This window comes from Pseudomonas sp. MDT1-16 (assembly GCF_054898115.1).
On sequence record NZ_CM142717.1, the window covers coordinates 715,596 to 741,727 of the forward strand.

The 26,132-nt window shown below is 58.0% G+C and carries 15 protein-coding genes and 1 pseudogene; 10 read left to right on the plus strand and 6 right to left on the minus strand.

The window, feature by feature from the left end; genetic code table 11:
- Window positions 1–104 precede the first annotated feature (104 nt).
- From putP to ACYZT3_RS03275, 7 genes are all read left to right on the plus strand, one after another.
- Window positions 105–1,589 (plus strand): sodium/proline symporter PutP, encoded by a 1,485-nt coding sequence (gene putP / locus ACYZT3_RS03245; protein ID WP_282379803.1) that lies wholly within the window; start codon window positions 105–107, stop codon window positions 1,587–1,589.
- 239 nt (window positions 1,590–1,828) lie between these two features.
- Window positions 1,829–3,847, plus strand: coding sequence for a type VI secretion system Vgr family protein (locus ACYZT3_RS03250; RefSeq protein ID WP_462031492.1), 2,019 nt, complete (start codon window positions 1,829–1,831; stop codon window positions 3,845–3,847).
- Entirely contained in the window at window positions 3,837–4,574 is a 738-nt protein-coding gene (locus ACYZT3_RS03255) for a DUF4123 domain-containing protein (RefSeq protein WP_462032333.1), read from the plus strand. The genes ACYZT3_RS03250 and ACYZT3_RS03255 overlap by 11 nt, the downstream gene beginning before the upstream one ends.
- A complete protein-coding gene (locus tag ACYZT3_RS03260; protein WP_462031493.1) occupies window positions 4,574–9,364 on the plus strand; it encodes an RHS repeat-associated core domain-containing protein in 4,791 nt (1,596 codons plus the stop codon). Before ACYZT3_RS03255 ends, ACYZT3_RS03260 begins: the two co-directional genes overlap by 1 nt.
- Window positions 9,365–9,373: 9 nt before the next feature.
- Window positions 9,374–9,790 carry a hypothetical protein gene (locus ACYZT3_RS03265; RefSeq protein WP_462031494.1) on the plus strand — a complete coding sequence of 139 codons (417 nt, stop codon included), beginning with the start codon at window positions 9,374–9,376 and terminating at the stop codon, window positions 9,788–9,790.
- Window positions 9,791–9,841: 51 nt separating this feature from the next.
- Complete coding sequence (locus ACYZT3_RS03270) at window positions 9,842–10,240, plus strand: hypothetical protein (RefSeq protein ID WP_462031495.1); 399 nt, start codon at window positions 9,842–9,844, stop codon at window positions 10,238–10,240.
- A gap of 361 nt (window positions 10,241–10,601) precedes the next feature.
- Entirely contained in the window at window positions 10,602–10,919 is a 318-nt protein-coding gene (locus ACYZT3_RS03275; RefSeq protein ID WP_462031496.1) for a hypothetical protein, read from the plus strand.
- Window positions 10,920–11,237: 318 nt separating this feature from the next.
- Here the strand turns inward: ACYZT3_RS03275 and ACYZT3_RS03280 are convergent, their stop codons facing one another.
- Entirely contained in the window at window positions 11,238–11,471 is a 234-nt protein-coding gene (locus ACYZT3_RS03280; protein WP_462031497.1) for a hypothetical protein, read from the minus strand.
- A gap of 195 nt (window positions 11,472–11,666) precedes the next feature.
- Here ACYZT3_RS03280 and ACYZT3_RS03285 point away from each other — a divergent pair.
- Window positions 11,667–11,744 (plus strand): annotated as a pseudogene (locus tag ACYZT3_RS03285) (short-chain dehydrogenase); the annotation flags it as partial.
- 172 nt (window positions 11,745–11,916) lie between these two features.
- Window positions 11,917–12,756, plus strand: coding sequence for a 23S rRNA (adenine(2030)-N(6))-methyltransferase RlmJ (locus ACYZT3_RS03290; RefSeq protein WP_462031498.1), 840 nt, complete (start codon window positions 11,917–11,919; stop codon window positions 12,754–12,756).
- Window positions 12,757–12,880: 124 nt separating this feature from the next.
- Here the strand turns inward: ACYZT3_RS03290 and msrA are convergent, their stop codons facing one another.
- From msrA to aceE, 5 genes are all read right to left on the minus strand, one after another.
- Window positions 12,881–13,528, minus strand: coding sequence for a peptide-methionine (S)-S-oxide reductase MsrA (gene msrA, locus ACYZT3_RS03295; RefSeq protein WP_282382383.1), 648 nt, complete (start codon window positions 13,526–13,528; stop codon window positions 12,881–12,883).
- Between the two features lie 70 nt (window positions 13,529–13,598).
- Entirely contained in the window at window positions 13,599–16,292 is a 2,694-nt protein-coding gene (locus ACYZT3_RS03300) for a sensor domain-containing phosphodiesterase (RefSeq protein WP_282382385.1), read from the minus strand.
- 193 nt (window positions 16,293–16,485) lie between these two features.
- A complete protein-coding gene (locus ACYZT3_RS03305) occupies window positions 16,486–17,880 on the minus strand; it encodes an alkaline phosphatase D family protein (RefSeq protein ID WP_462031499.1) in 1,395 nt (464 codons plus the stop codon).
- A gap of 271 nt (window positions 17,881–18,151) precedes the next feature.
- On the minus strand, window positions 18,152–20,119 hold the full coding sequence (gene aceF, locus ACYZT3_RS03310) for a dihydrolipoyllysine-residue acetyltransferase (protein ID WP_462031501.1): 1,968 nt from the start codon (window positions 20,117–20,119) through the stop codon (window positions 18,152–18,154).
- Window positions 20,120–20,130: 11 nt separating this feature from the next.
- On the minus strand, window positions 20,131–22,776 hold the full coding sequence (gene aceE, locus ACYZT3_RS03315) for a pyruvate dehydrogenase (acetyl-transferring), homodimeric type (protein ID WP_449642684.1): 2,646 nt from the start codon (window positions 22,774–22,776) through the stop codon (window positions 20,131–20,133).
- A gap of 383 nt (window positions 22,777–23,159) precedes the next feature.
- Here aceE and glnE point away from each other — a divergent pair, with 383 nt between their 5' ends.
- Complete coding sequence (gene glnE, locus ACYZT3_RS03320; RefSeq protein WP_282382394.1) at window positions 23,160–26,099, plus strand: bifunctional [glutamate--ammonia ligase]-adenylyl-L-tyrosine phosphorylase/[glutamate--ammonia-ligase] adenylyltransferase; 2,940 nt, start codon at window positions 23,160–23,162, stop codon at window positions 26,097–26,099.
- Window positions 26,100–26,132 lie beyond the last annotated feature (33 nt).

Consider the following 26,132-nt stretch of genomic DNA (forward strand, 5'->3'; position numbering starts at 1 on the left):
ATCAGTCATAAATGCGCGGGACCCGAAATCGTCTGTCAAACGTCGTCGTTTGCGTGCGGTTCACCAGCCGCCGCTACATAAAAACAAAGCCAGGGCGTAACTTAATGAGCGTTAGCAATCCAACCCTGATCACTTTCGTGATCTACATCGCAGCAATGGTGCTGATCGGCTTCATGGCCTATCGCTCCACCAATAACCTTTCTGACTACATTCTGGGCGGTCGTAGCCTGGGCAGCGTCGTGACTGCATTGTCCGCCGGCGCCTCCGACATGAGCGGCTGGTTGTTGATGGGCCTGCCGGGCGCCATCTACATGTCCGGTCTCTCCGAAAGCTGGATCGCCATCGGCCTGATCGTCGGTGCTTACCTGAACTGGCTATTCGTCGCCGGCCGTCTGCGGGTGCAGACCGAGCACAACGGTGATGCGTTGACCCTGCCGGATTACTTCTCCAGCCGTTTCGAAGACAAAAGCGGCCTGCTGCGGATCATCTCTGCGGTCGTGATTCTGGTGTTCTTCACCATCTACTGCGCCTCCGGCATCGTGGCCGGCGCCCGTCTGTTTGAAAGCACCTTCGGCATGTCCTACGAGACGGCGCTGTGGGCCGGTGCTGCAGCGACGATTGCCTACACCTTCGTCGGTGGTTTCCTGGCAGTGAGCTGGACTGACACCGTACAAGCCACGCTGATGATCTTCGCTCTGTTGCTGACGCCGATCATTGTGCTGCTGGCCACTGGCGGCGTCGACACCACGTTCCTGGCCATCGAAGCACAAGATCCAAGCAACTTCGACATGCTGAAAAACACCACTTTCATCGGCGTGATTTCGCTGATGGGCTGGGGCCTGGGCTACTTCGGCCAGCCGCACATCCTCGCGCGTTTCATGGCGGCGGATTCGGTCAAGTCGATCGCTAACGCTCGTCGTATCTCCATGACTTGGATGATCCTGTGCCTGGGCGGCACCGTCGCTGTAGGCTTCTTCGGTATCGCTTACTTTTCGGCGCACCCGGAGCTGGCCGGTCCTGTGACCGAAAACCCAGAGCGCGTGTTCATCGAACTGGCCAAAATCCTGTTCAACCCATGGATCGCCGGTGTACTGCTGTCGGCCATTCTGGCGGCGGTAATGAGTACCCTGAGCTGCCAGCTTCTGGTGTGCTCGAGCGCCCTGACCGAAGACTTCTACAAGACCTTCCTGCGTAAATCGGCGTCCCAACTGGAGCTGGTTTGGGTCGGTCGTGCCATGGTGCTGCTGGTTGCCCTGATCGCCATCGCGATGGCCGCTAACCCGGAAAACCGCGTACTGGGCCTGGTCAGCTACGCCTGGGCTGGTTTCGGTGCTGCGTTCGGTCCGGTTGTCCTGATCTCCGTGATCTGGAAAGACATGACCCGTAACGGCGCATTGGCCGGCATCCTGGTCGGTGCGATCACCGTGATCGTCTGGAAACACTTCGAACTGCTGGGTCTGTACGAAATCATCCCTGGTTTCATCTTCGCCAGCCTGGCGATCTACATCGTCAGTAAAATGGGCGAGCCTACCAAAGGCATGCTTCAGCGCTTCGCTGCTGCCGAGGCAGATTTCCGCCTGAACAAGTGATGGGGATGAGCTGATGCTCTGACCTTTCGCCGAACATGAAAAAGGCCCGCTTCCTCATGGACGCGGGCCTTTTTTTGTCTGTGCGACCAATCTGACGGGTATGTCTGTAGGTCACTGTTCCGATTTTTGAAGGACGATTCCCTAAAAAAGTAGGGCAAATCTGATTTTCCTGTCCCTCCCTCAACACCCCTATCCGCTCATGCAGAATCGCCCGCCTTCAATCTGCAGAGACACATCGGATGTTCGCTCCTGCCAATCAACCGCGTTTCACGTTGACCCTCGACGGCGTCCAGAATGAGCTCAAAGTGCTTGAGTTCACGGGCAAGGAAGCCATCAGCCAGCCCTACCGTTTTGACCTGGAACTGGTCAGCGAACGGCCGGACATCGAACTCGAAAGCTTGCTGCATCGTCAGGCATTTCTGAGTTTTGATGCTCAAGGTTCCGGCATTCATGGTCAGATTTTTCGGGTCGGCCAAAGCGATTCCGGGCAACGCCTCACGGGTTACCAAATCAGTCTCGTACCGCGACTGGCGTACTTGGGCCAGCGCATCAATCAGCGGATCTTTCAGCACAAAAGCGTGCCGACGATCGTCGCGCAAATCCTCAAGGACCATGGCATCCAGCGCGATGCCTTCGAGTTTCGGCTCGGCAGCGACTACCCAGCGCGCGAGTACTGTGTGCAATACGCCGAGAGCGATCTGGGGTTCATCCAGCGGCTGTGTGCCGAGATCGGCATTCACTACCACTTTCAGCACAGCCTCGACGGGCACCTGCTGGTGTTTGGTGATGACCAGACGGTTTTCCCTCGTCTGTCCGAGCCGACGTTATACCTGCCGGGCAGCGGAATGGCGGCGGATGCGCCAGCCGTCAAGCGTTTCAACGTGCGGCTGGAAACCCGGTCGACAGCGGTAACCCGTCGCGATTACGACTTCCGCAAACCGCGCCTGCAACTTGAAAGCCGCCTCGACAGCGAACAGCGACCGGTGCTGGAGGATTATCACTTTCCTGGCCAGTTCACTGATCGCGAACACGGCAAACATCTGGCTCAACGAGCACTCGAACGCCACAACGCCGACTTCCGTCAGGCCGAAGGTCGGGGCGACGAATCTGCGTTGGTCTGCGGGCACTTCCTACATCTCGCCGAGCACCCGCGTCAGTCGTGGAATGATCTGTGGTTGATCACCGAAATTGAGCACCGTGGACGCCAGCCGCAAGTGCTGGAAGAGTCGGTCACCAGCGACAGCCCGGAAGATTTCCAGGGCTATCGCAATACCTTTCTGGCAATCCCGTGGGACGTTTCGTTTCGTCCGCCGCTCGGGCCGGAAAAGCCACGCATGCTCGGCTATCAACCTGCCGTGGTCACCGGTCCGACCGACAGCGAAATCCATTGCGACGAGTTCGGCCGGGTCAAGGTTCAGCTCGCCTGGGACCGTGACGGTCAGCTCAATGAACACTCCAGTTGCTGGCTGCGCGTGGCCACCGGCTGGGCGCACGACCGTTACGGCAGCGTGCTGATCCCGCGAGTCGGCATGGAAGTGCTGGTCGGGTTCATCGACGCCGATGCGGATAAACCGCTGGTGATGGGTTGCCTGCCAAACGCGGCGACACCGCTACCGCTCGACTTGCCCGCCGACAAGACCCGCAGCATTTTCCGCAGCCAAAGTAGTCCCGGTGGCGGCGGTTACAACGAATTGCGCATCGAGGATCGCAAAGGCGCCGAGGAAATCTACCTGCGCGCCCAGCGAAACTGGACTCAACACGTGTTGAACGATCAACAGGTGCAGGTCGATAACCAGCGCAGCATCGTCGTCACCGGCACCGCTCGCCATGAACTGAAGGCCGACGAACAACGCATCACCCACGGCCAGCGCCAGGCCGAAGTGAAGCTGGACGATCACTTGGTGGTGATCGGCGACCGGCACATTCGTGTGACCAGTCAGGCGCTGAATGCCAGTCAGCAATTCCATGTCAGCGCCGGTCAGCAAGTGGTGATCGACGGCGGCGCCAGTGCGACGATTCAGGCGGGTGGGCAGTGGATCAACATTGGTCCCGGTGGGATTTTCAGCAGCGTGCCGATTCAGGTCGGTGGTGCGTTGATGCCGGCCATGACTGCTGCGCCAGCCTCGCCGGATACGCTGTTGAATCTCGTTGCCGCTCCGGCGGCGCTGCTGAGTGCTGCACAGATTCTAAGCCTGAAAAGTGATGCGCCGTTCTGTGAGGAATGTGAGCGTTGCAAGGAGGGTGTCTGTGCAGCCTGATCGCTTGTCGCCCCACGACTGGCTGGTAAGCCAACCCCTCAAATCTTCTGAGCAGCTCTTCGCCATTTTCAGCAACGCGAGCTCCGCTGAACCGTTTAAAGCTTGGCAGCGTTCGAGCATCGCTCAAGCACCCAGCCCGATTTGGGCCGACAGCGCTTACGCCGAGTGGGAACCGGTGATGCCCTATGTCGGAATCGTCGCCGCTTGCAGTGAGTTTCTGGAGTGGGTCGCCACGACCGAATCAAGCGATTGGGGTTGGCTGGCGGTTTCTTCGGCCTCTCAAGAAGTGCTGGTCGAGCATTTGCGCAGCCTTACCCAAGTCCTTTTGCCCAACGGCAACGCGGTGTTTTTCCGCTTTTGGGATGGGCGTTATTTGCTGTCGATCCTTAAGTCTCCCGAAGTTAACGCCACGCAGTTAATGCCTGTGATCGACCGCTGTTTGATCAATGGCCAGCCGCTCGCCATGGGTGGCAGTGCGTTGAAAACCGCAAGGGTTTTTCCTTGGTGGGAAGTTTCTGAATCGCTGCTTAAACACCTCGCTGCGGAGTCCGCAACAACCCGCATCAACAACTTGGTGAAGTGGTTGAGCGAGGAACGCCCTGATCTTTATGAAGGGTTTTCGATAAGCGTATTGCGGCACAAGGTCGCGATCTTTCTTGAGACGCCGGACCTGCCTCAAGCACCCCAAACCGCCTTGGTGGACTACCTGATGGCGGAGCTGAACTGATGGATCAGATCGTACTCATCGAGCAGGAGCTCGACAGTTTCCCGAACACCCTTTCCCTCTACCGTGAACAGCTTAAGCATTGGTTGAGCCGGGCGGCAGACAAGGCCAGTCACGCGACTGATTTGCCTTCGCTAATGGGGATGGAGCGGATCATTCGGTTCGGCAATACCAGCACCACTGTGAGCAGTGGCGATGACGATTTTCTCTCCACCGTCGTGCAGTGCCCGAAGGGTGGGATGCTGGAAATCGAGAGCAAGTTCGAATCGGTTTATGACGTTCCCGTTGGGAGTATCCAGGTTGATGTGATTGCTATCGACGGCGGTAAAACAACGCCTGTCACGCTTGATGAAAATGGCAAAGGGACGTTCAAGGGGGACGAGGGCAAGTTCTACCGCATTCACGTCCACAACGAAGTCACACCGCAGCAAGTTGATGATCTTTTCTCTTCCTACGATGGCCTGACCAAAGAGTTGGAAGGGTGGCTGCGCAAAGAATGGGAAGGCTTTAAACCGCAATGGTCGCAGTCGACTTTTGCGGCCGCTGGGAACGGAATGCTGGCGGGAAGTTGGGCAGCAGTCATGGGTGTTTGGGATGGCCTGAACCTCGTCTTTGAAATCCTTAAAAATCCTGGCGCCCACCTTGAACGGCTCGGCAGCAGTGCGCAGCAACTTATCGATCTGGCGGAGCAATCACCCGCCGCGATGGAAAAAGCCATGTTGCTGGCCAGCGATGAAGCGGCGCTTTGCCTGCTGTTTCGTGCCGCGACTCTTTGGTTTTCGGCGTTACCGTCTAGCGAAATTGCGGGTACCACAGCAGAGGCCGCCAGCCATGCCATTGTCTCGGTACTGATCGACATTCTGATTGCTTCGGCGCTGGCTCTCACGGGTGTCGGCATGCCCGCTGCCGTAGCCTATTTGAAGCTTCGTGGAATCAAGTACGGAATGGTGCTCGCCGGTCTGGCTACGCGCTTCGTCGAGGCTGTTTTCAGTATCCTCAACACCTTCATGAAGTACGTCGACCAATACAAATCGGTCGCCGCGCGCGGTGTGGCTGCGGGCCTGAAACAAGGTCGGATGCAACTACGTTGGGACGCCAAGCGCAACACCACGCTCAAGCAAAACGAACACCACGACAACGTCCCGGACCAAGCGAAAAACCCCAACGGCGACAGCGCCGATTCCGCCGATAAAACCGCCACCAACAAATGCCCGGTGTCGATGGTCACCGGCGAAGAACTGCTGACCCTCACCGACGGCTCGCTGGACGGCATCCTGCCGTTCGACTTCACCCGGCTCTATCGCACCAGCGCCGCCGACATCGATTGCGGCCTCGGTTTCGGCTGGAGTCACAGCCTCGCCCATCGACTGGAAATCGATGGCGACACCGTCGTCTGGATCGACCACGAAAACCGTCGCACCACTTTCCCGCTACCCAACCGCGAACGCCCGGCGATCCACAACAGCCTGTCGCGCGCGGCGATTTACCTGGGTGATGAACCCGAAGAACTGATCCTCGCCCAGGCGGGTGACGACACGCGGTTCTATCACTTTCAAAAGGGCCGACTGACAACCATCAGCGACGCTTACGACAACCGCCTGCGCATCACCCGCGACCGCCAGGACCGGATCAAACGCCTCGACAACGGCGCCGGTCGTGCCTTGCGATTGCGCTATGACCGCAGCCATTTGGTCGCCGTCGACTATCAGGTTTTTGTCCCGGCCCAGACCCTCGACGAGGCTTGGCAGACCGAGCAAACACTGGTCAGTTATCGCTACGACGCACGCGCGCAACTGATCGAAGCGACCAACGCCGCCGGCGAAAGCGAGCGTTACGACTACGACGATCAGCACGTCATCCTGCAGCGGCAGTTGGCCGGTGGGGCGAGTTTCTTCTGGGCGTGGGAAAGGTCCGGCAAGGCGGCCCGATGCATCCGCCACTGGGCGTCGTTTTCACAGATGGACGCGCGTTACGTCTGGGATGACGAGGGCAGTGTCACCGTTCAGAACATCGACGGCAGCGAAGAGGTTTACGTCCACGACGATCGGGCGCGGCTGGTGCGCAAGGTCGAACTGGATGGCGGCGAACACCTTAAGGCCTACGACGACCAAGGGCGGTTGATTGCCGAGCAGGATCCGCTGGGTGCCGTCACCGAATACCGTTACGACGAAGTCGGACGGCTGGTCGCGCTGATTCCACCGGAAGACGAACCGACGGCCTACGAGTATCGCAACGGTTTCCTGCACGCGCGGTATCGCGGCAAAGCGGTCTGGACCTATCAGCGCAATGCTCAGGGCGCTATCACCGAAGCGACCGATCCCGACGGCCATGTCAGCCACTACCACTACGACAAAAAAGGCCAGCTGCTGTCGATCCGTTACCCGGACAACAGCCGGCATGTCTTCGTCTGGAGCGCCTTAGGGCAACTGCTCGAAGAGACCTTGCCGGGCGGTGGCCAGCGGCGGTTTTCCTACGATGTGATGGGGCGGCAGATTACCCGTCAGGACGAACACGGCGCCGTCACCCAGTACCAATGGGATGCCGTTGGCCGACTGATCCAGACGACTTTTCCTACCGGTGCCAGCCGCGCGTTCAGCTACAACGCCTACGGCAAGATCACCGCCGAACGTGACGAACTGGGCCGCGTCACGCGTTACGAATACGTCGACGATTTGCACCTGGTCAGCCGCCGCCTCAACGCCGACGGCACCCAGCTGAAGTATCGCTACGACAACGCCCAGCTGTTGCTCACGGAAATCGAAAACGAATCCGGCGAAAAATATCAGCTGGACTACACGGCCAACGGCCTGATCCGACAAGAAACAGGGTTCGACGGCCAACGCACGGCGTATGCCTACGACCTCCACGGCCAGCTGCTGGAGAAAACCGAGTTCGGCGAAGACGGCTCACGGCTGGTGACGGCTTACCAGCGGGATTCGGCCGGACGGTTGCTGGTCAAAACCCTGCCCGACGGCATCAAGGTTGAATACCGCTACGACAGCCTCGGCCGACTGGTCAGCGTCGACGACGGCCACGACCATCCGCTGGAATTCGAGTACGACCAGCAGGACCGGCTGATCACCGAGCACCAAGGCTGGGGCACCCTGCGTTATAGCTATGACGCCTGCGGTCAGCTGAATCGCCTGCGCCTGCCGGACGGCAGCAAACTCGATTACCTCCACGCCAAGGGCGGCGCACTCACAGCCATCGACCTCAACGGTGCGCGACTCACCAGCCACCAATTCGCCTTCGGTCGCGAACAGCAACGCCAGCAGGGGCAACTGCTCAGCGAATATGCCTACGACGATCAGGGCCGATTGAAGGCCCACGCTGTCAGTCAACAGCACCAAACGCTGTATCGCCGCGACTATGCCTACAGCGCCAACGGCAATCTCGACAGCATCGCCGACACCCGTCACGGCCAACGTAATTACCAATACGACCCGCTCAACCGCCTGACCCGCGTCCGCCATACCCGCGATCAACAACCGGAAAGCTTCGCCCACGACCCGGCGGGCAACCTGCTGATGCAGGATCGTCCCGGCGCCGCGACGGTCAAAGGCAATCGCCTGCTGATGCAAGGCGACCGCCACTACGACTACGACGCCTTCGGCAACCTGATCCGCGAACGCCGCGGCACCGCGCAAAAACTCGTCACCGAATACCGCTACGACTGCCAACACCGCTTGATCGGCGTCACCACCCCGGACGGTCGTTGCTCAAGCTACCGCTACGACGCCTTCGGCCGCCGCATCGCCAAAACCGTCGATGGCCACACCACCGAGTTCTTCTGGCAGGGCGACAACCTCGCCGCCGAAAGCAGCCGCGAGCACTACCGCAGCTACGTCTACGAACCGGGCAGCTTCCGCCCACTGGCCATGCTCGACGGCAAAGGCCCGCGCCACGCCTGCCCGTTCTATTACCAACTCGATCACCTCGGCACGCCGCAGGAACTGACCGATTTTGGTGGCGAGATCGTCTGGTCGGCGAAATACAACGCCTACGGCAAGGTCACGCGCCTGGCGTTCGGTGGGGGAGAACAGCTCGAGCAGCCGTTGCGGTTTCAAGGGCAGTACTTTGATGCCGAGAGCGGCCTGCATTACAACCGGCATCGGTACTATGATCCGCAGGTGGGTCGGTACCTGACGCCGGATCCGGTCAAGTTGGCGGGCGGGCTGAACCAGTATCAATACACGCCGAATCCGACGGGGTGGATTGATCCGTTGGGGTTGAGCGGGAATTGTCCGCCGCCGAATAAGCCAGGGTGTCAGGCGCCGGATGATACGACTGGCGTTAGGGTTGATGAGGGTGAGCCGAAGCTGCCGAAGCTGACGGGTGAGCAGCGGCGGGAGCGGATCGATGAGTTGGCTGAAGCAAATGCTAAGCGGCGGGTCGGAGAGTTTGAGCAAATGTATGACATGCATACCGTTGCGAAGCACAATCCCGAGATATCAGATGCAGCTTTGAAGCAAAGATCGATTGATGGGAGTCATCCAACAAAGCCGGGAGTAAAGGAGGGGGTGAACTCAAGCTCACAATTCAGTAGCTGGTTACTGCAGTTTCACGCGATAAATGATGCGGTCTCTAGGATGAATCGAAATCCGCCTGCTCCTACCGGGTTCACAAACAAAGGAGATCCAGTTGTAAGGAAAGAAATGCCTGGTGCTGGCAGAGGGTATAAGCCAAACAAAAAAGATAAAGACAATCCGAAATATGTAGATGAGCTAAATTACTCTGAAGTCAGGTTTCGTAGGCAAGATATTAAGAAACCTTATACCGGGTTTCCAGATTAGGAAAATACAATGTTGAAGTGGCCTATGTTTGATCTTCCGTTTAAGCCTTTGCTTTCATATTGGCTTGGAGGTATTTCCACATACGATCTTGAAGAAACTCTTGGCGTCGCTTTGTCGGCGTATGATCCGAACGACAAAGACGATAGGGAAATAGTCATAAAGAGTTTCATACTGACGAGGTTTGATGATCTTACGTATAGACATAAATTTTTGCTGTTTAAGCTGCTAGACGAGTCGCTAAGGCTTCCGAGTTATGATTTTCCAGCTCAGTTTGAAAGTGATTATGACGAAAACACCTGTGTTGCCTGGGACGAAACTCAAATAAATGATGCGCGTGGCTTCTTCGAGGATATATACAGATTGGCAAGCGAAGAGTGGAGGGAGGATCTTCACAGAGCCAGTCTCGAAGATCAGTCCGCGTGGTGAGCCTTTTATGTCGGTAAGGTCGGGGGATAAGGAATGTTGCGGTGTCCTTTTGTGGATGAAGAGTTTGATGCGGGACTGATGTGGTTCATTGGTCGATTTAATGTATATGATCGTGAAGAAACACTCGGTGTAGAGCTTGAGGTTTACGACCCTAATAATAAGTTTGATAGAGCGGAGCTGATTAAAAAATACGCATTGGATCTCGGATGTCTTTCTTATAGGCATAAGCTTGTGTTGGTGGAATCTCTGGCGGAAAAACTGCGTGATCGAAACTATGATTTCCAAAGTTTATTCGAAATAGATGAGGGCGAAGCATCAAGCTGGCCTCGTGGAGAGTGGTACGAATTGGAGAGCCCTCGGGAATTTCTTCAGCATGTCTACACGTTGGCGCAAGAGGTTTGGAAACGCGATCTGCTCAAAGCGAGCATGGAGGATCGAGCCGCTTGGTGAAGAAACCAATCGTTGATCGCTGGCAACGAAATTTCTGGGCAAGGTCATCGGAAATTTCCTTCAGGTTGTAGCGGTTTGCATGAACTGGTGCGGAGTGAGATCCATGGATAGTCTTTGGCTGTCGCTGCATATGCAGTGGCAGGGTGTAGGAACCCTTACTCCAACGTGCATCAGTACTGTCGATTGATTGCGACACTTAAATCGTGTCCGTAACATCGTTCGCGGCGGCTGTGTGCGGGACACGTTTCGACGTGGCTGAGTTGGAGTATCTCAGTTTCCTACTCCCGCGCACGGCTGCCACCCAAGCCCGTAGGAAAGGCCGTTGGTAGCTTTAAATTAGTACTCCATGGACTTTCAAAAAATGACGACGCTAACCCCCGACCCACCCTACAAAAAACCAACTCCCCACCCCGAAAACCGCTTCATGGCGCTCACCAGCAACTGCGACGACATGCCCACACTGTTCGTTGATACCCAAGCGCCGCTTGATGTTTTGTATGACGCTGCCAGCTACCGAATCCGCGCCGTCACTCAAGTGATGGAGAATTTGTCCATGCGTGGTTCGATTGAGTGTCAGTCCTTCATTCTTAGTGACTTTGCCTTGCTCTGCGCCATTCCGTTGCGGGATGGGTGCGATGTGCTGGATGTTCTTGGCCGGCGTTTGCGGGCTCGGCCGTAACATCGGCATAAGGAGTGATCCTTCCTCTTTGATTGTAGGAAGTATCGTCCTTGTTCATTTTGAGAATCTACTTTGGCAGGTACTGATCCTGAGATTTGATGAATGCGTCGGAGGAGAATAAATAGATCTGTCCCATTTTTTTGTGTTTTTTTACATGCGCGCCGTGTGTAACTTTCAGAGTGTCTTCATTCTGAAATATTAATCTTAATTTTTGCCTTTAGTGGCGTTGGCTCCAGTGCGATTTCGATATTTTGTCCGTTTATATTTGATGTTAAGGGGAGGTGGGTAAGTGATTGGTTGGGCTCCCCTTAATATTGTTCAGGTTATTTTTTTAAATTCACTTGGCTCTTTTCCGAGAGGGCCATCGGTAACTGTGAATTTAACCTTGTCTCCAACACTCACGTTGTAATGAACGTCTGAAGTAGTAACTAATTCCTCAGTGCTGTTATCTAAAAGCACGCGAATGCCGTATTTGATCCCCATGGGGTCAGTTCTTTTGTCGAATGCTTTTATAGTTCCGGTACTGGTTGTCGTTGTTATGGGCTTGGCCATTTCAATTCCCCTGCTTGAAAAGAATAAATTTCATCTGCGCGTATAGTCCACGCATTGACACCATGAAACCCCAGTCTCAGTAATGTGGCTACTGTCAGAGTTGACAGGTAATCCTGATTATTTGCACCGTCTGTCTAGATTTCTGTCCGCAGCATTCCTCTATACGTCTTGACATGTCGAGAGGGCATTGACCACCTCAGCGACTTTGCCTTGCTCTGCGCGATTCTGTTGCGCGACGGGTGTGATGTGCTGGATGTGGCAATGCCTTCCTGATTATCGAAAGCAAGATCAAAGGATCGCAGCCTTCGGCAGCTCCAGGGGAGCATCAATCCCGTGAAGGAGCTGCCGAAGGCTGCGATCTTTTGACGTTGGGACCCACTCAGCTCCCAACCCCTGACTTGCCGCCCCGTACAAGGTAAACTCCCCGCCCTTCGCAGGAGCAATCATGAATTATCGTCACGCCTTCCATGCCGGCAATCACGCCGATGTGTTCAAACACCTGACTTTGACCCGCCTCATCGCTTTGATGTCGCGCAAGGAGCAGCCGTTTGCCTATCTCGACACTCACGCCGGCATTGGTCTGTATGACCTGCAGGGTGATCAGGCGAGCCGTACCGGTGAGTACCTGGAAGGCATTGCGCGTTTGTGGGATCAGCCGGATCTGCCGGCGTTGACCGCGGATTACATGAAGGTGCTGCACGACATGAACCCGGATGGCCAGTTGCGCTATTACCCGGGTTCGCCGGAGTTGGCGCGCCGTCTGACGCGGCCGCAGGATCGGCTGATGCTCAACGAGAAGCACCCGGAAGACGGTGTGTTGCTCAGAGATAATATGGCGGGCGACCGTCGGGTGAAGGTGCATTTGGGCGAAGGCTGGCATGTGCCGCGTGCGATGTTGCCGGTGCAGGAGAAGCGGGCGGTGATGTTGATTGATCCGCCGTTCGAGCAGCTTGATGAGATGCAGCGCTGTGCGGCGTCGTTGAAAGAGGCGATTGGCCGGATGCGGCAAACCGTGGTGGCGATCTGGTACCCGGTGAAGGACCCGCGCATGTTGCGTCGGTTTTATCAGGATTTGGCGGGTAGTGGCGCGCCGAAGTTGTTGCGGGTGGAGTTGCTGGTGCATCCGCTGGATACGCCGAACAGTCTGAATGGCTCGGGTTTGGCGATTGCGAATCCGCCGTGGGGGCTGGAAGAGGAGTTGCGTGAGTTGCTGCCGTGGTTGTCCAAGAAGTTGGGGCAGACCCAGGGTGGTTGGCAGATGGATTGGTTGATTGCCGAGAGTTGACCTGTGATCGTTCCCACGCTCTGCGTGGGAATGCAGCTCGGGACGCTCCGCGTCCCTGCCGAAGCGGACGCAGAGCGTCCATTGAGGCATTCCCACGCAGAGCGTGGGAACGATCAGTGCGGTGTCAGATCGGGCAAGTCACGCCTGTACCGCCAATCCCGCAATACCCTTCAGGGTTTTTCGCTAGGTACTGCTGGTGATACGCCTCGGCGAAGTAGACCGTCGGCGCTTCTTCGATTTCGGTGGTGATGGTGCCTTTGCCAGCCTTGGTCAACTCGGCCTGGAACACCTGCTCGCTGTGCTTGGCGGCTTCCAGCTGCGTCGGGTTGGTGGCGTAGATCACCGAGCGGTACTGCGTGCCGATGTCGTTGCCCTGACGCATGCCCTGAGTTGGGTTGTGCAATTCCCAGAACATCTTCAGCAGCTCTTCGTAGCTGACTTTTGCCGGCTCGTAGACCACCAGTACCACTTCGCTGTGGCCGGTCAGGCCCGAGCAGACTTCTTCATACGTCGGGTTCGGCGTAAAACCCCCGGCGTAACCCACCACCGTACTGACCACACCTTCGCGCTGCCAGAACTTGCGTTCCGCGCCCCAGAAGCAGCCGAGGCCGAAGATGGCGAAATCCACATCAGTGACGAACGGGCCCAGCAGCGGCGCGTCGTGGACGAAGTGTTTTTCTGGCAGGGTCATTGGGGTTTCGCGGCCAGGCAGAGCTTGTTCTTGAGTCGGGAGCACGTTTTTGTTCACCAGAATTTCCGAGCGCAGAACCATGATCAGTCCTCTCAGTCAGGTTGGGATGTAAAAAGTCAGACACGCAGTTTGCCCGAGTGTTACGCCGCTGTCAGGCGATCGGGCCACGCGGATAGCGCTTGAGCTTTTCGATCAGCTCGGAGCCCGGTATCGGTCGGTCGAACAGGTAGCCCTGGCCAACGTCGCAGCGGTGACGGCGCAGGAAGGCCAACTGCTCGGCAGTCTCGATGCCTTCAGCCACGACCTTGAGTTTCAGGTTGTGGGCCATGGCGATCACCGCGGAGGTGATTTCCATGTCGTCCTGGTTGTCCGGGATTTCGTGGATAAAGCTTCGATCAATCTTAATGATGTCGATCGGGAATTTTTTCAAGTAACTGAGCGACGAGTAACCGGTGCCGAAGTCATCCATGGCCAGGGTCAGGCCCAGACGCTTGAGTTGCTCGAGCTGCAAGTGGGTGTCTTCGGTGGCTTCCAGCAGCAGGCCTTCGGTGAGTTCGAGTTCCAGCAGGTTTGCCGGCAGCGCTTCTTCTTTGAGGATATTGGCGATGGACGACACCAGGTCCGGGTCGGAGAACTGCTTGGGCGAGAGGTTGATTGCCACCTGAAGATTGCCCAGGCCAGCGGCCGTCAGGTCTTTGCTCATGCGGCAGGCCTGGCGGGCGATCCATTTACCGATGGGAATGATCAGCCCGGTTTCTTCGGCGACGCTGATGAACTGGTCCGGGCGGATCATGCCTTTTTCCGGATGGTTCCAGCGCAGCAAGGCTTCCATCCCGAGCAGGCGACCGCTGCGCAGGCAGAGCTTGGGCTGATAGAAAACGTCCAGCTCGTTCTGGGTCAGGGCGCGGCGCAGGTTGTTCTCGACGAACAGCTTGTAACTGGCCTCGGCGTTCAGCGCTTCGGTGAACACTTGAACCTGGTGTTTGCCGTTGGCCTTGGCCTTGTGCAGCGCCAGGCCGGCGTTGCGCATCAGGGTTTGCGGGTCGCGGCCATGCAACGGCGCGCAGGCCAGGCCCACTGAACCGGTGACGCTGATCAGCTGATTGTCGACGAACATCGGTTTGTCGAGGGTCATCAGCAATTCGCTGGCGATCTGTTGGCCCGCACGCAGGTCGGTGTTGTCCAGCAGCACGGCGAATTCGTTACTGGCAAACCGCGCCAGGCTGCCACTCGGGCTCAGGCTATTGCGCAGGCGTCTGGCCAGGCTGATCAACAGTTTGTCGCCGGTCTGGTGGCCGAGGCTGTCGTTGATCCGCTTGAAGTTGTCGATGTCGACCAGCAGCAGGCTGATAGGGGTATCGCTGTCTCGGGCGAAGCGTTCATCGAGGTTGCGGATAAACGACGGACGGTTGCCGAGGTTGGTCAGGTTATCGGTGTAAGCCAGACGTTCGATGCGCTGCTGAGCGAGTTTGGTCTGGGTGATGTCTTCGTAGATGCCGATGTAATGGGTCAGTTCACGGTTGTCGCCGTAGACCTTGGAAATCGACAACTGGCCCCAGTAGGGTTCGAGGTTTTTGCGGCGACTTTTGAACTCGCCTTGCCAGCTGTTGCTCTTGGCCAGCGCCGAGGGCGCGTCGAACAACAGTTCGCTGAGATTTTCCAGTGCAGGCAGTTCCGACAGCCGCTGGCCGTGGACTTCTTCGGTGCTGTACTGGGTGATCGCCGTGAAGCTCGGGTTGACGTATTCCACCACGCCATCGCAATTGACCAGCAAAAAGGCGTTGGCGCTTTGCTCTACCGCACGCTGGAACAGGTGCAGGGCGCTGGTGGCGGTGCGGCGGTTATGGTTGTTGATGACCTGAGCGAATTGATCCGCCAGTTCGCCGGCGAAAGCGATTTCGTCCGATTGCCAGGCGCGGGTCGTACCGATCTGCTCCAGGCAGAGTACGCCGACCACTTGGCCGTCGACGCGGATGCTGGCGTCGAGCATCGCATTCACATCGCGCGGGCGCAGGCTTTCGGCCATTTCCCGGGTGCGTGGGTCGCGCATGGCGTTATGAGCATCGATGGCGCGGCCGGTGTGCAAGGCTTCCAGGTAATCAGGGAAGTGACTGACATCGATCGGCTCCGGCAGTTGGTATTTCTGGCTGGCGCGGTGATAGGCCGAGATCGGCACGAGCAGCGAACCTTCGAGGTTCCACAGGCTGGCGCAGTCGATTTCGTAAATGTCACAGGCACTGCGAGTGATCAGCTCGGCGGCTTCTTGCAGGGAGTTGTTGCTGCGGTAGCGCTGGCGGGTCAGCAGCAGGATCAAGTCTTGCTGGGCGCGCACCCGGTCCAGGTGCAGGAGCTGTTCCTGCTGAGCGAGTTGATTGAGCGCCAGGGCGATTTGCAGGCGAGAGTTCTGGGTTTCCAGGTCCAGGGCCGGCAGCAGTTGCTTGCCCTCGAAAAGGCTGTCGACCACCAGCAGGTAGCCGCGCAGCAGGTGTCGGTTGTGTTGCTTGTAGGCTTCGCCCAATTCCAGCAGGTTCAAGGCGCCTGCGGCGGTGTGCAAGGTGTAGCGGATCTGGTAATTCGTACTTTCGGTGAGCTGCTGCTGGACCTCGTCATGCAGCTGATAGCGCGCTTCAGGTTCCATCAGGCTGGCGTACGGTGAGTCGACTAGAGCACAGAGGTCCACCGCCGGCAGGCCGAACTGTCGTTCGCAATTGGGATCGAGAAACAGCAGTGCCCAGCTTGGTTCATTCAGCCGTTCGAAACGCAGCATGCCGAGCCGCGAGGGCACAGGCAACTGCGTCACTACCTCGGCCACCATACGGCTGGCGGCATCGGGTTGGCTTTTCATTGAGGGAAACTCGCTTCGAATATGCTGATCGCGCCGGGCTCTCGCCCTCTTTACTGTTGTCTGCGGCAAGGTTGCATCATTGCGGCACTGACTGACAAGAGACATGAAGGCCAAGTGCTATAAGAATACATCGGCAGGGACGAAGATTTCTTCAGCAAGAGGTCGAAAACTAATGAATCTGGCCTTCATGGGCTTAGCGCAACGTGATACTGGCCGATTCTAAAAGCTTGCCGTCCCGGTCGTGATAGTTGACCTGAACCTTCTCCTGATCAACGACCAGATGGGCAAAGTTGTCCTCGCTGACCACCTTGCTAGTCAGTTCATGCCGATAGTCGCCCGCGACCGTTTGCACCAGTGGCTGATCGAGAATGAATGTGGATGCCTTGGCATACGGCAGCAGTTTGCTGTTGCACAGCGGTGACGACACGATGGTGTGCATTTCGAAGTCCGGGTCCTCGCTGTGGGTCAGGCGACTGGTCAGGGAGCCGTGGACATCGCCCGAAATGAAGAAGACGTTCTTGATGCGGTGTGTACGAATCGTCTCCAGCAGCCGTAGTCGTTGTTCCGGGAAGGCTTTCCAGGCGTCATCGCCATGGGCTTTGCGGTCGGGATAGAACATCACGCTGGTGACCACGAATTTGACCCTGGCCGGGCTGTGGATCAGCCATTTGCACAAAGCCTGTTCCTGCTCTTTGTCGAGAATGCGTCGATCATCGGCCGACAGGTTGCGGCGGGTTCGGCTGTCGGTGACAAACCATTCGATATCGCCTTCGGCGAACTGATACCCATACTGTTCCAGTTTTTTACTTGGTTGTCCGTTGGCTAGAAGTTCATGGGCCGGACTATGGCTGGTTTGATATAACTCGTACGCCGCCATAGCGTTCTTATATAAGTAGTCATCGGCTTTACTCTTGTTGGCAGGCCAGTTGTCTTCTATTTCATGGTCGTCGAGGATCATGTAAGTCGGCACACTGGACATTAATTTTGCAATATTGGGTTGGGAAAAAGCCGCGCGGTACTTACTGAGTATGGCCTTGTATTCCCGGTCGGGCGCAATGACGTTCAGGTCATCGACATAAATTTGATCACCGGTCATCAGCAGGGCGCTGATGGGCGGTTCGGCCTGCTGCGCCAGATTCGTGACAGAGGCGAAGATTCGATCCCCCAGATGCGCTGCAGACGGGATGCCAGCAGTCATGCGCAGGTAACGACATGAGCCGACGATATAGGCCCGTGGAATCGTGCCTTTGCTGGACTGCGTGCGAAACCGGTAGATATCCCGCGGCCATTGCAGCGGCAACTCCTGAACCGTTTCCACGGTATGCACCGGGCTCATGGGACTGAACCAGCCCGCCTGGTATTCGTAGTCGGTATCGGTGGCCAGATCGTTGAGTGCAATGACATCGGACATGTCGCGCACGATCGTCAATTTTGCAAATGCACCTTGGGACCAGCGTTCTTCGCCAGGTTGGCGATAACGAATGCCTGCAAATACCGGTGCGTTGTTTTGAAATTCGCCGCGCAAGAAGATGCGTGTGTGATTAGTTGTAGTGTGGCCAATAATAGGGCCGACAGTCGGTTTGAACATGTTCGAATCCGTTCGAAGTAATGCTAACTAAGCAAGAGAGACTGATGATGTTTAAATCAATAATCAGTTGGGCTAAGCCTAGTTAATGGTGCGCAAAAAATATCGGGTGAAAGTGGACTTGAGTTGTGGGCGACGTCAGCCACGAATGTAGGAAGAAACTTTCTTCCTGGCAAAAAAAAGCCCCGCCAAACTGGCGGGGTTGAGGTACGAGCGTGGCGCTCGGAAAACGTGGAACGCAACAGGCCCTCCGGTGAAGGAGGACCGATCGGTGTTACAGCAGGATGGTGCGGATGTCCGCCAGCAGATCGCTCAGACGCTTGGTGAAGCGTGCAGCAGCGGCGCCGTTGATCACACGGTGATCGTAGGACAACGACAGTGGCAGCATCAGTTTCGGCTGGAAGGCTTTGCCGTCCCAGACTGGCTGGATGGTTGCCTTGGAAACACCGAGGATCGCCACTTCCGGCGCGTTGACGATCGGCGTGAAGCCGGTGCCGCCAATGTGGCCGAGGCTGGAAATGGTGAAGCAGGCGCCTTGCATGTCGTCTGCGGTGAGCTTTTTGTCGCGGGCTTTGGCGGCCAGTACGGCGGCTTCGGCTGCCAGTTGCAACAGGCTCTTCTGGTCGACGTTCTTGATGACCGGTACCAGCAGACCTTCAGGTGTGTCGACCGCGAAGCCGATGTTCACGTACTTCTTGCGGATGATCGCTTTACCGCTGGGTGCCAGCGAACTGTTGAAGTCCGGCAGTTCCTTGAGCAGGTGCGCGCACGACTTGAGTAGCAGTGGCAGGATGGTCAGCTTGACGCCAGCCTTCTCTGCAACGGCTTTCTGAGCGATACGGAACGCTTCCAGGTCGGTGATATCAGCCGAATCGAACTGAGTCACGTGCGGAATGTTCAGCCAGCTGCGGTGCAGGCTCGACGCGCCGATTTGCATCAGGCGGGTCATCGGCACTTCTTCGGTTTCACCGAAGCGGCTGAAGTCCACGACCGGAATCGGCGGGATGCCCGCGCCGCCGGTTGCGCCGCCAGCAGCGGCCGGTGCTTCCTTGGCCTTCTGCATCATGGCTTTGACGTAAACCTGCACGTCTTCTTTCAGCACACGACCGTGCGGGCCGCTTGAGCTGACCGCGCTCAGCTCGACGCCGAACTCACGAGCCAGTTGGCGCACCGCAGGACCTGCGTGAACCTTGGCGCCTGGTTTGGCCGGTGCAGCAGCCGGTGCGGCCGGTGCCGGAGCGGCGGCTGCAGGAGCAGCTTCAGCCTTGGCAGCCGCAGGTGCTGGTGCAGCAGCGGCCGGAGCCGGGGCAGCAGGCGCAACGCCTTTGACTTTCAACTTCAGGATCAGGTCGCCAGTACCGACTTCGTCATCCAGCTTGATGGAAACGCTTTCCACTACGCCAGCGGCAGGCGATGGAATTTCCATGCTCGCCTTGTCGGATTCCAGGGTAATCAGCGACTGGTCGGCTTCAACGGTGTCGCCGGCCTTGACCAGCACTTCGATGATCTTGGCCTTGCCGGCCGAGCCGATGTCCGGAACGTGAATGTCCTGAACGCTGTCAGCTACTGGCGCAGCCTGTGCCGCAGCGGCTGGCGCTGGAGCAGCGGCAGCAGGTGCCGCCGCCTGAGCGGGTGCGGCCGCAGCCGGTGCCGCAGCACCTGCCACTTTCAGCGCCAGAATCAGGTCGCCGGTACCGACTTCGTCGTTGAGCTTGACGCTGATGCTTTCGACCACGCCAGCGGCGGGCGAAGGGATTTCCATGCTGGCCTTGTCGGATTCCAGGGTGATCAGCGACTGATCAGCCTCGACGGTGTCGCCGACCTTGACCTGGATCTCGATGATCTGGGCCTTGCCCGACGAACCGATGTCCGGCACGTGCACTTGTTGAGTGGTTGCAGCAGCCGGCGCGGCAGCAGGAGCAGCCGGCGCCGGGGCCGCAGCCGGTTTTGCTTCAGCTTTGGCAGCCGGCGCAGCGGCAGCGGCAGCCGCAGGGGCCGCAGCAGCGGCACCTTCGACTTCCAGCTCGAGCAATTCGTCGCCTTCTTTCAGGCGATCACCCAGCTTCACTTTCAGGCTTTTAACGATGCCGGCCTTGGGAGCAGGGATTTCCATGCTCGCCTTGTCCGACTCAAGCGTCAGAATGCTCTGGTCGGCTTCGATACGGTCGCCGACCTTCACAAATAGTTCGATTACTTCACCTTCACCGCTGCCGATGTCAGGTACGCGAATGAGTTCGCTCACAGAGTGTCTCCTCAGCAGTCCAGTGGGTTGCGTTTTTCCGGGTTGATCCCGAACTTGGCGATGGCTTCAGACACCACCTTAGGTTCGATATCACCACGGTCAGCCAAGGCTTCCAGGGCTGCCAACACCACGAAATGACGGTCGACTTCGAAGAAGTGACGCAGCTTCTTGCGGCTGTCACTGCGGCCGAAACCGTCGGTGCCCAGGACTTTGAATTCCTTGGACGGGACCCACTGACGAATTTGCTCAGCGAACAGCTTCATGTAGTCGGTAGAGGCGATGACCGGACCCTGACGGCCGTTCAGGCACTCTTCGACATAACTCAATTTAGGCTTCTGGCCCGGGTGCAGACGGTTGCTGCGCTCTACGGCCAGGCCGTCGCGACGCAGTTCGTTGAAGCTGGTAACGCTCCAGACATCAGCGCCGACGTTGAACTGTTCACGCAGGATCTTCGCCGCTTCGCGCACTTCACGCAGGATGGTGCCGGAGCCCATCAGTTGAACGTGATGCGCCGCTTCGCGGGTGTCTTCCTCGAGCAGGTACATGCCCTTGATGATGCCTTCCTCGACACCGGCCGGCATGGCTGGCTGCTGGTAGGACTCGTTCATCACGGTGATGTAGTAGAAAACGTCCTGCTGCTCTTCGGTCATCTTCTTCATGCCGTCCTGAATGATCACCGCCAGCTCGTAGCCGTAGGTTGGATCAAAGGTGCGGCAGTTCGGGATGGTGCCAGCCAGGATGTGGCTGTGACCGTCTTCGTGTTGCAGGCCTTCGCCGTTCAGCGTGGTCCGGCCGGCGGTGCCGCCGATCAGGAAGCCACGGGTGCGGCTGTCGCCAGCGGCCCAGGCGAGGTCGCCGATACGCTGGAAGCCGAACATCGAGTAGAAGATGTAGAACGGCAGCATTGGCTGGTTGTGGCTGGAGTACGAAGTACCGGCAGCGATGAAGGAGCTCATGGCGCCCGCTTCGTTGATGCCTTCTTCGAGAATCTGGCCCTTCTTGTCTTCGCGGTAGAACATCACCTGGTCTTTATCGACTGGCTCGTAGAGCTGGCCGACGGACGAGTAGATGCCCAGCTGACGGAACATGCCTTCCATACCGAAGGTACGGGCTTCGTCCGGGATGATCGGGACGATGCGTTGGCCGATTTCCTTGTCCTTGACCAACTGCGCCAGGATGCGCACGAATGCCATGGTGGTGGAGATTTCACGGTCGCCCGAACCATCCAGGATCGCCTTGAGGGTATCCAGTGGCGGGGTTGGAATGTCGAAGCTTTTGGCGCGACGCTGTGGCACGAAACCGCCCAGTGCAGTGCGACGTTCGCTCAGATAACGGGCTTCGGCGCTGCCTACTTCGGGTTTGAAGAACGGCAGGTTTTCCAGCTCGGAGTCTTTAACCGGAATGTCGAAACGATCGCGGAACAGCTTCAGGCTTTCAACATCAACTTTCTTGGTGTTGTGCGCCGTGTTCTTCGCTTCGCCGGCACCGGTGCCATAACCTTTGATGGTCTTGGCCAGGATGACGGTGGGTTGTTCTTTGTGGTTGACCGCTTCGTGGTACGCCGCGTAGACCTTGTACGGGTCGTGGCCGCCACGGTTGAGTTTCCAGATCTCGTCGTCGGACAGATCAGCAACCATCGCCTTGAGTTCTGGCGTGTTGAAGAAGTGTTCACGCACGAACGCGCCGTCTTTGGCTTTGTAGTTCTGGTACTCGCCGTCGATGACTTCGTCCATGCGGCGTTGCAGGATACCGTCGACGTCTTTGGCCAACAGTGGGTCCCAGAAACGGCCCCAGATGACTTTGGTCACGTTCCACTGAGCACCGCGGAACACGCCTTCGAGTTCCTGGATGATCTTGCCGTTGCCGCGAACCGGGCCATCAAGGCGCTGCAGGTTGCAGTTAATGACGAAGATCAGGTTGTCGAGCTTCTCGCGGCCAGCCAGCGAGATCGCGCCCAGGGATTCCGGCTCGTCACACTCGCCGTCGCCCAGGAAACACCAGACTTTTTGCTTGCCTTCGGGGATAAAACCACGGGCTTCCAGGTACTTCATGAAGCGTGCCTGGTAGATCGCCTGGATCGGACCCAGACCCATGGATACGGTCGGGAACTGCCAGAAATCAGGCATCAGCCAAGGGTGCGGATAGGACGACAAGCCCTGGCCGTCGACTTCCTGGCGGAAGTTGTTCATCTGGTCTTCGGTGATGCGGCCTTCCATGAACGCACGGGCGTAAACGCCTGGCGAGGTGTGACCCTGGAAGTAGATCAGGTCGCCGCCGTGTTCGTCGGTCGGGGCCTGGAAGAAATAGTTGAAGCCGATGTCGTACAGCGTGGCGCTGGAGGCGAAGCTGGAGATGTGACCGCCCAGGTCAGAATCTTTCAGGTTCGTACGCATTACCATGGCCATCGCGTTCCAGCGAACCAACGAGCGAATGCGGCGTTCCATGAACAGGTCGCCAGGCATGCGTGCTTCGTGGGTAACGGGGATCGTGTTGCGGTATGGCGTGGTGATGGCGTAAGGCAATTGCGAACCGCTACGGGTTGCGAGTTCACCCATACGGGTCATCAGATAGTGAGCGCGGTCTTCGCCTTCTTTGTCGAGAACCGATTCCAGGGCGTCCAGCCATTCCTGGGTTTCGACGGGATCGAGGTCTTGCATGGCTTGCTCCAGGGCGGAAAGGCTTCCAGAATCGGTTGCCTGAGTTTGCGACTGGCCTTGTGGGCAGACGATATAAATTCTTGGATTGCCGAGAGGTTGTTCCGGCGGCGTGTAGTTTTACTACAAATCATCGGGCATTTCAGCCTTTCGAATGTATATACGAGTAGTAAAACTACAGATGAGCGGCTTGTGGCCTCCAGCTGCGTTGTGAGAATAATCGTTAAGGTTGGTCTTTAGCCAACCAGAAAAGGTGAAAGCTTGATGCTGTCTGCCAAAAATAAAGAAATTTCAGCTATTTCTAACCTTTGTTCGACAGTCGATCACGTAGTGCATTCTGGCGAATCACTACATGCAGCCCTCTACACGCCGATCAAGGATAGACCATGAGCCTCCCTTCGCTTGCCGTACTGCCCGGCATTCTCCTGCCGTTTGTCACCCGCGCCGAGCAGTCGTTCCGTACGGCCGTCGCCGGGCTGGACGACGACCATGGTCTGTCTGGCTGGACGCCTGATCGCTGGGCGCAATGGGCCCGTGTCACCGCTGCCAGCGATTTCGTGATCGAGCAGAGCGTGCGTGATCCGTTGATGTTGCTGGAACTGGTGCAGTCCGGTGAGCTGGATCGAAGTTTTGTTCCCGGCGAGCTCTGCGCACAGATTGCGACGGCGGTAAATGAAGCGGAAACCGAAGATGGACTGGGTCGCGCCCTGCGTCGTCAACGTACCCGCCATCAAGTGCGGATCATTTGGCGCGACCTGACTCGTCAGTGCGATTTGATCCAGACCTGTCGCGACCTCTCGGACATGGCCGATGCCAGCATCGATCAGGCCTATCAGTGGTTGTACTCGCGGCATTGTCAGCAGTTCGGCGTGCCGACCGGTCGGCGCAGCGGCGAGCCACAGCAAATGGTCATCCTCGGCATGGGCAAGCTTGGCGCGGTGGAGCTCAACCTGTCGTCGGACATTGACCTGATCTTCGCCTATCCCGAGGGCGGCGAAACCGTCGGCGTGAAGCGCTCGCTGGATAATCAGGAATTTTTTATTCGTCTCGGTCAGCGGCTGATCAAGGCGTTGGACCCGATGACCGTCGACGGTTTTGTATTTCGCGTCGACATGCGCCTGCGGCCTTACGGTTCGGCCGGCGCATTGGTGTTGAGCTTCAACGCGCTGGAGCAGTATTACCAGGATCAGGGTCGCGACTGGGAACGCTACGCGATGATCAAGTCGCGGGTGGTGGCCGGCGATCAAGTGGCCGGCGCGCAATTGCAAGACATGCTGCGGCCGTTCGTCTACCGGCGCTACCTCGACTTCTCGGCGATCGAAGCGCTGCGCACCATGAAGCAGCTGATTCAGCAGGAAGTCCGGCGCAAGGGCATGGCCGACAACATCAAACTCGGCTCCGGTGGCATTCGTGAAGTCGAATTTATCGCCCAGGCGTTCCAGCTGATCCACGGCGGCCGCGACCTGAGCCTGCAGCAACGTCCTCTATTAAAAGTACTGAGCACGCTGGAAGGTCAGGGTTATCTGCCGCCGGCGGTGGTCAGCGAATTGCGCGAAGGCTACGAATTCCTGCGTTACACCGAACATGCGATCCAGGCGATTGCCGACCGCCAGACCCAGATGCTGCCGGACGGTGCGCAGGATCAGGCGCGCATCGCCTTTATGATGGGTTTCGCCGATTGGACCGCTTTCCACGAACAGCTCATGTATTGGCGCGGCCGTGTGGCGTGGCACTTCGGCCAAGTGATCGCCGATCCCGATGAAGAGCAAGGCACCGAAAGCGAAGTGGTGGTCGGCGGTGAATGGCTGCCGCTTTGGGAAGAGGCTCAGGATGAAGAGGCCGCTTGCCGCCAGTTGGAACAGGGCGGTTTTGCCGATGCCGGCAAGGCGCTGAGAGCCTTGGCGGGCTTGCGCGGCAGTCCACAATTGCGGGCCATGCAGCGTCTGGGGCGTGAACGCCTCGATGCCTTTATTCCACGATTACTGGCTCAGGCCGTGGAGCACGCCAATCCGGATCTGGTGTTGGAGCGGGTACTGCCACTGGTGGAAGCCGTGGCCCGTCGTTCCGCGTATCTGGTGTTGCTGACCGAGAACCCCGGCGCGCTGCGACGCTTGTTGACTCTGTGCGCCGCGAGCCCGTGGATCGCCGAACAGATCACCCGCTTCCCGTTGCTGCTCGACGAATTACTCAATGAAGGTCGGCTGTTCAAGCCGCCGCTGGCGCCGGAACTGGCCGCCGAGTTGCGCGAGCGTTTGACGCGGATTCCCGAAGACGACCTCGAACAACAGATGGAAGCCCTGCGGCATTTCAAGCTGGCGCACCGTTTGCGGGTTGCCGCTTCGGAAATCGCCGGCAGCCTGCCGTTGATGAAGGTCAGTGATTACCTGACCTGGCTCGCCGAAGCGATTCTCGAACAAGTGCTGGCCCTGGCCTGGCGCCAGACCGTGGCCAAATACGGCACGCCGCTGCGTACCGACGGCACTTTGTGCGATCCCGGCTTCATCATTGTCGGTTACGGGAAAGTGGGCGGTCTGGAACTGGGGCATGGTTCGGACCTGGACCTGGTGTTCATCCACGATGGTGATCCGCAGGCAGAAACCGACGGGCCGAAGCCTATCGACGGCGCGCAATTCTTCACTCGGCTGGGGCAGCGGATCATTCACTTACTGACGGCCCAGACCAACTCCGGTCAGCTGTATGAGGTGGACATGCGCCTGCGGCCGTCCGGCGCGTCGGGGTTGCTGGTGAGTTCGCTCGGGGCGTTTGCCCGGTATCAGGAAAACGAAGCCTGGACCTGGGAGCATCAGGCGCTGGTGCGGGCGCGGGTGCTGGTGGGCAGTCCGGACGTCGGCCAGGCGTTCGAGAAAGTCCGTGCGGCGGTATTGGGCAAACTGCGGGACCTTGCGACCTTGCGCCAGGAGGTCAGTGAGATGCGCGCCAAAATGCGCGATAACCTTGGCAGCAAGAGCACCGCGGCCGGCACCGCGGCAAATGCCTTCGAGGCCACGGCGCCGTTCGATCTCAAGCAGGACGCCGGAGGTATCGTCGATATTGAATTTATGGTGCAATACGCGGCCTTGGCGTGGTCTGAGACACACCCGCCGTTGCTGCGCTGGACCGACAACATCCGCATCCTGGAAGAGCTGGAACACGAAGGGCTGATGCCCGCCGAAGACGCCAGCCTGTTGCGTGAGGCCTACAAAGCCTACCGCTCCGCCGCCCACCGGCAGGCCTTGCAGAAGGACGCCGGGGTGATACCGGGCGACCAGTTCGTGGACGAACGGCGGCAGGTAGTGCGGATCTGGCGCGAGCTGGGGCTAAGCTGATTCTCGAGACGGGGAGGCATAAAGCCTCCCCGG

Bases quoted from the DNA above. Each gene is read 5' to 3' on its own strand.
- msrA (WP_282382383.1), bottom strand. From the start codon at position 13,528: ATGGTTCTGCGCTCGGAAATTCTGGTGAACAAAAACGTGCTCCCGACT.
- ACYZT3_RS03290 (WP_462031498.1), top strand. From the start codon at position 11,917: ATGAATTATCGTCACGCCTTCCATGCCGGCAATCACGCCGATGTGTTC.
- ACYZT3_RS03250 (WP_462031492.1), top strand. From the start codon at position 1,829: ATGTTCGCTCCTGCCAATCAACCGCGTTTCACGTTGACCCTCGACGGC.
- ACYZT3_RS03305 (WP_462031499.1), bottom strand. From the start codon at position 17,880: ATGTTCAAACCGACTGTCGGCCCTATTATTGGCCACACTACAACTAAT.
- ACYZT3_RS03300 (WP_282382385.1), bottom strand. From the start codon at position 16,292: ATGAAAAGCCAACCCGATGCCGCCAGCCGTATGGTGGCCGAGGTAGTG.
- ACYZT3_RS03280 (WP_462031497.1), bottom strand. From the start codon at position 11,471: ATGGCCAAGCCCATAACAACGACAACCAGTACCGGAACTATAAAAGCA.
- ACYZT3_RS03265 (WP_462031494.1), top strand. From the start codon at position 9,374: ATGTTGAAGTGGCCTATGTTTGATCTTCCGTTTAAGCCTTTGCTTTCA.
- ACYZT3_RS03275 (WP_462031496.1), top strand. From the start codon at position 10,602: ATGACGACGCTAACCCCCGACCCACCCTACAAAAAACCAACTCCCCAC.
- putP (WP_282379803.1), top strand. From the start codon at position 105: ATGAGCGTTAGCAATCCAACCCTGATCACTTTCGTGATCTACATCGCA.
- aceE (WP_449642684.1), bottom strand. From the start codon at position 22,776: ATGCAAGACCTCGATCCCGTCGAAACCCAGGAATGGCTGGACGCCCTG.
- ACYZT3_RS03260 (WP_462031493.1), top strand. From the start codon at position 4,574: ATGGATCAGATCGTACTCATCGAGCAGGAGCTCGACAGTTTCCCGAAC.
- glnE (WP_282382394.1), top strand. From the start codon at position 23,160: ATGAGCCTCCCTTCGCTTGCCGTACTGCCCGGCATTCTCCTGCCGTTT.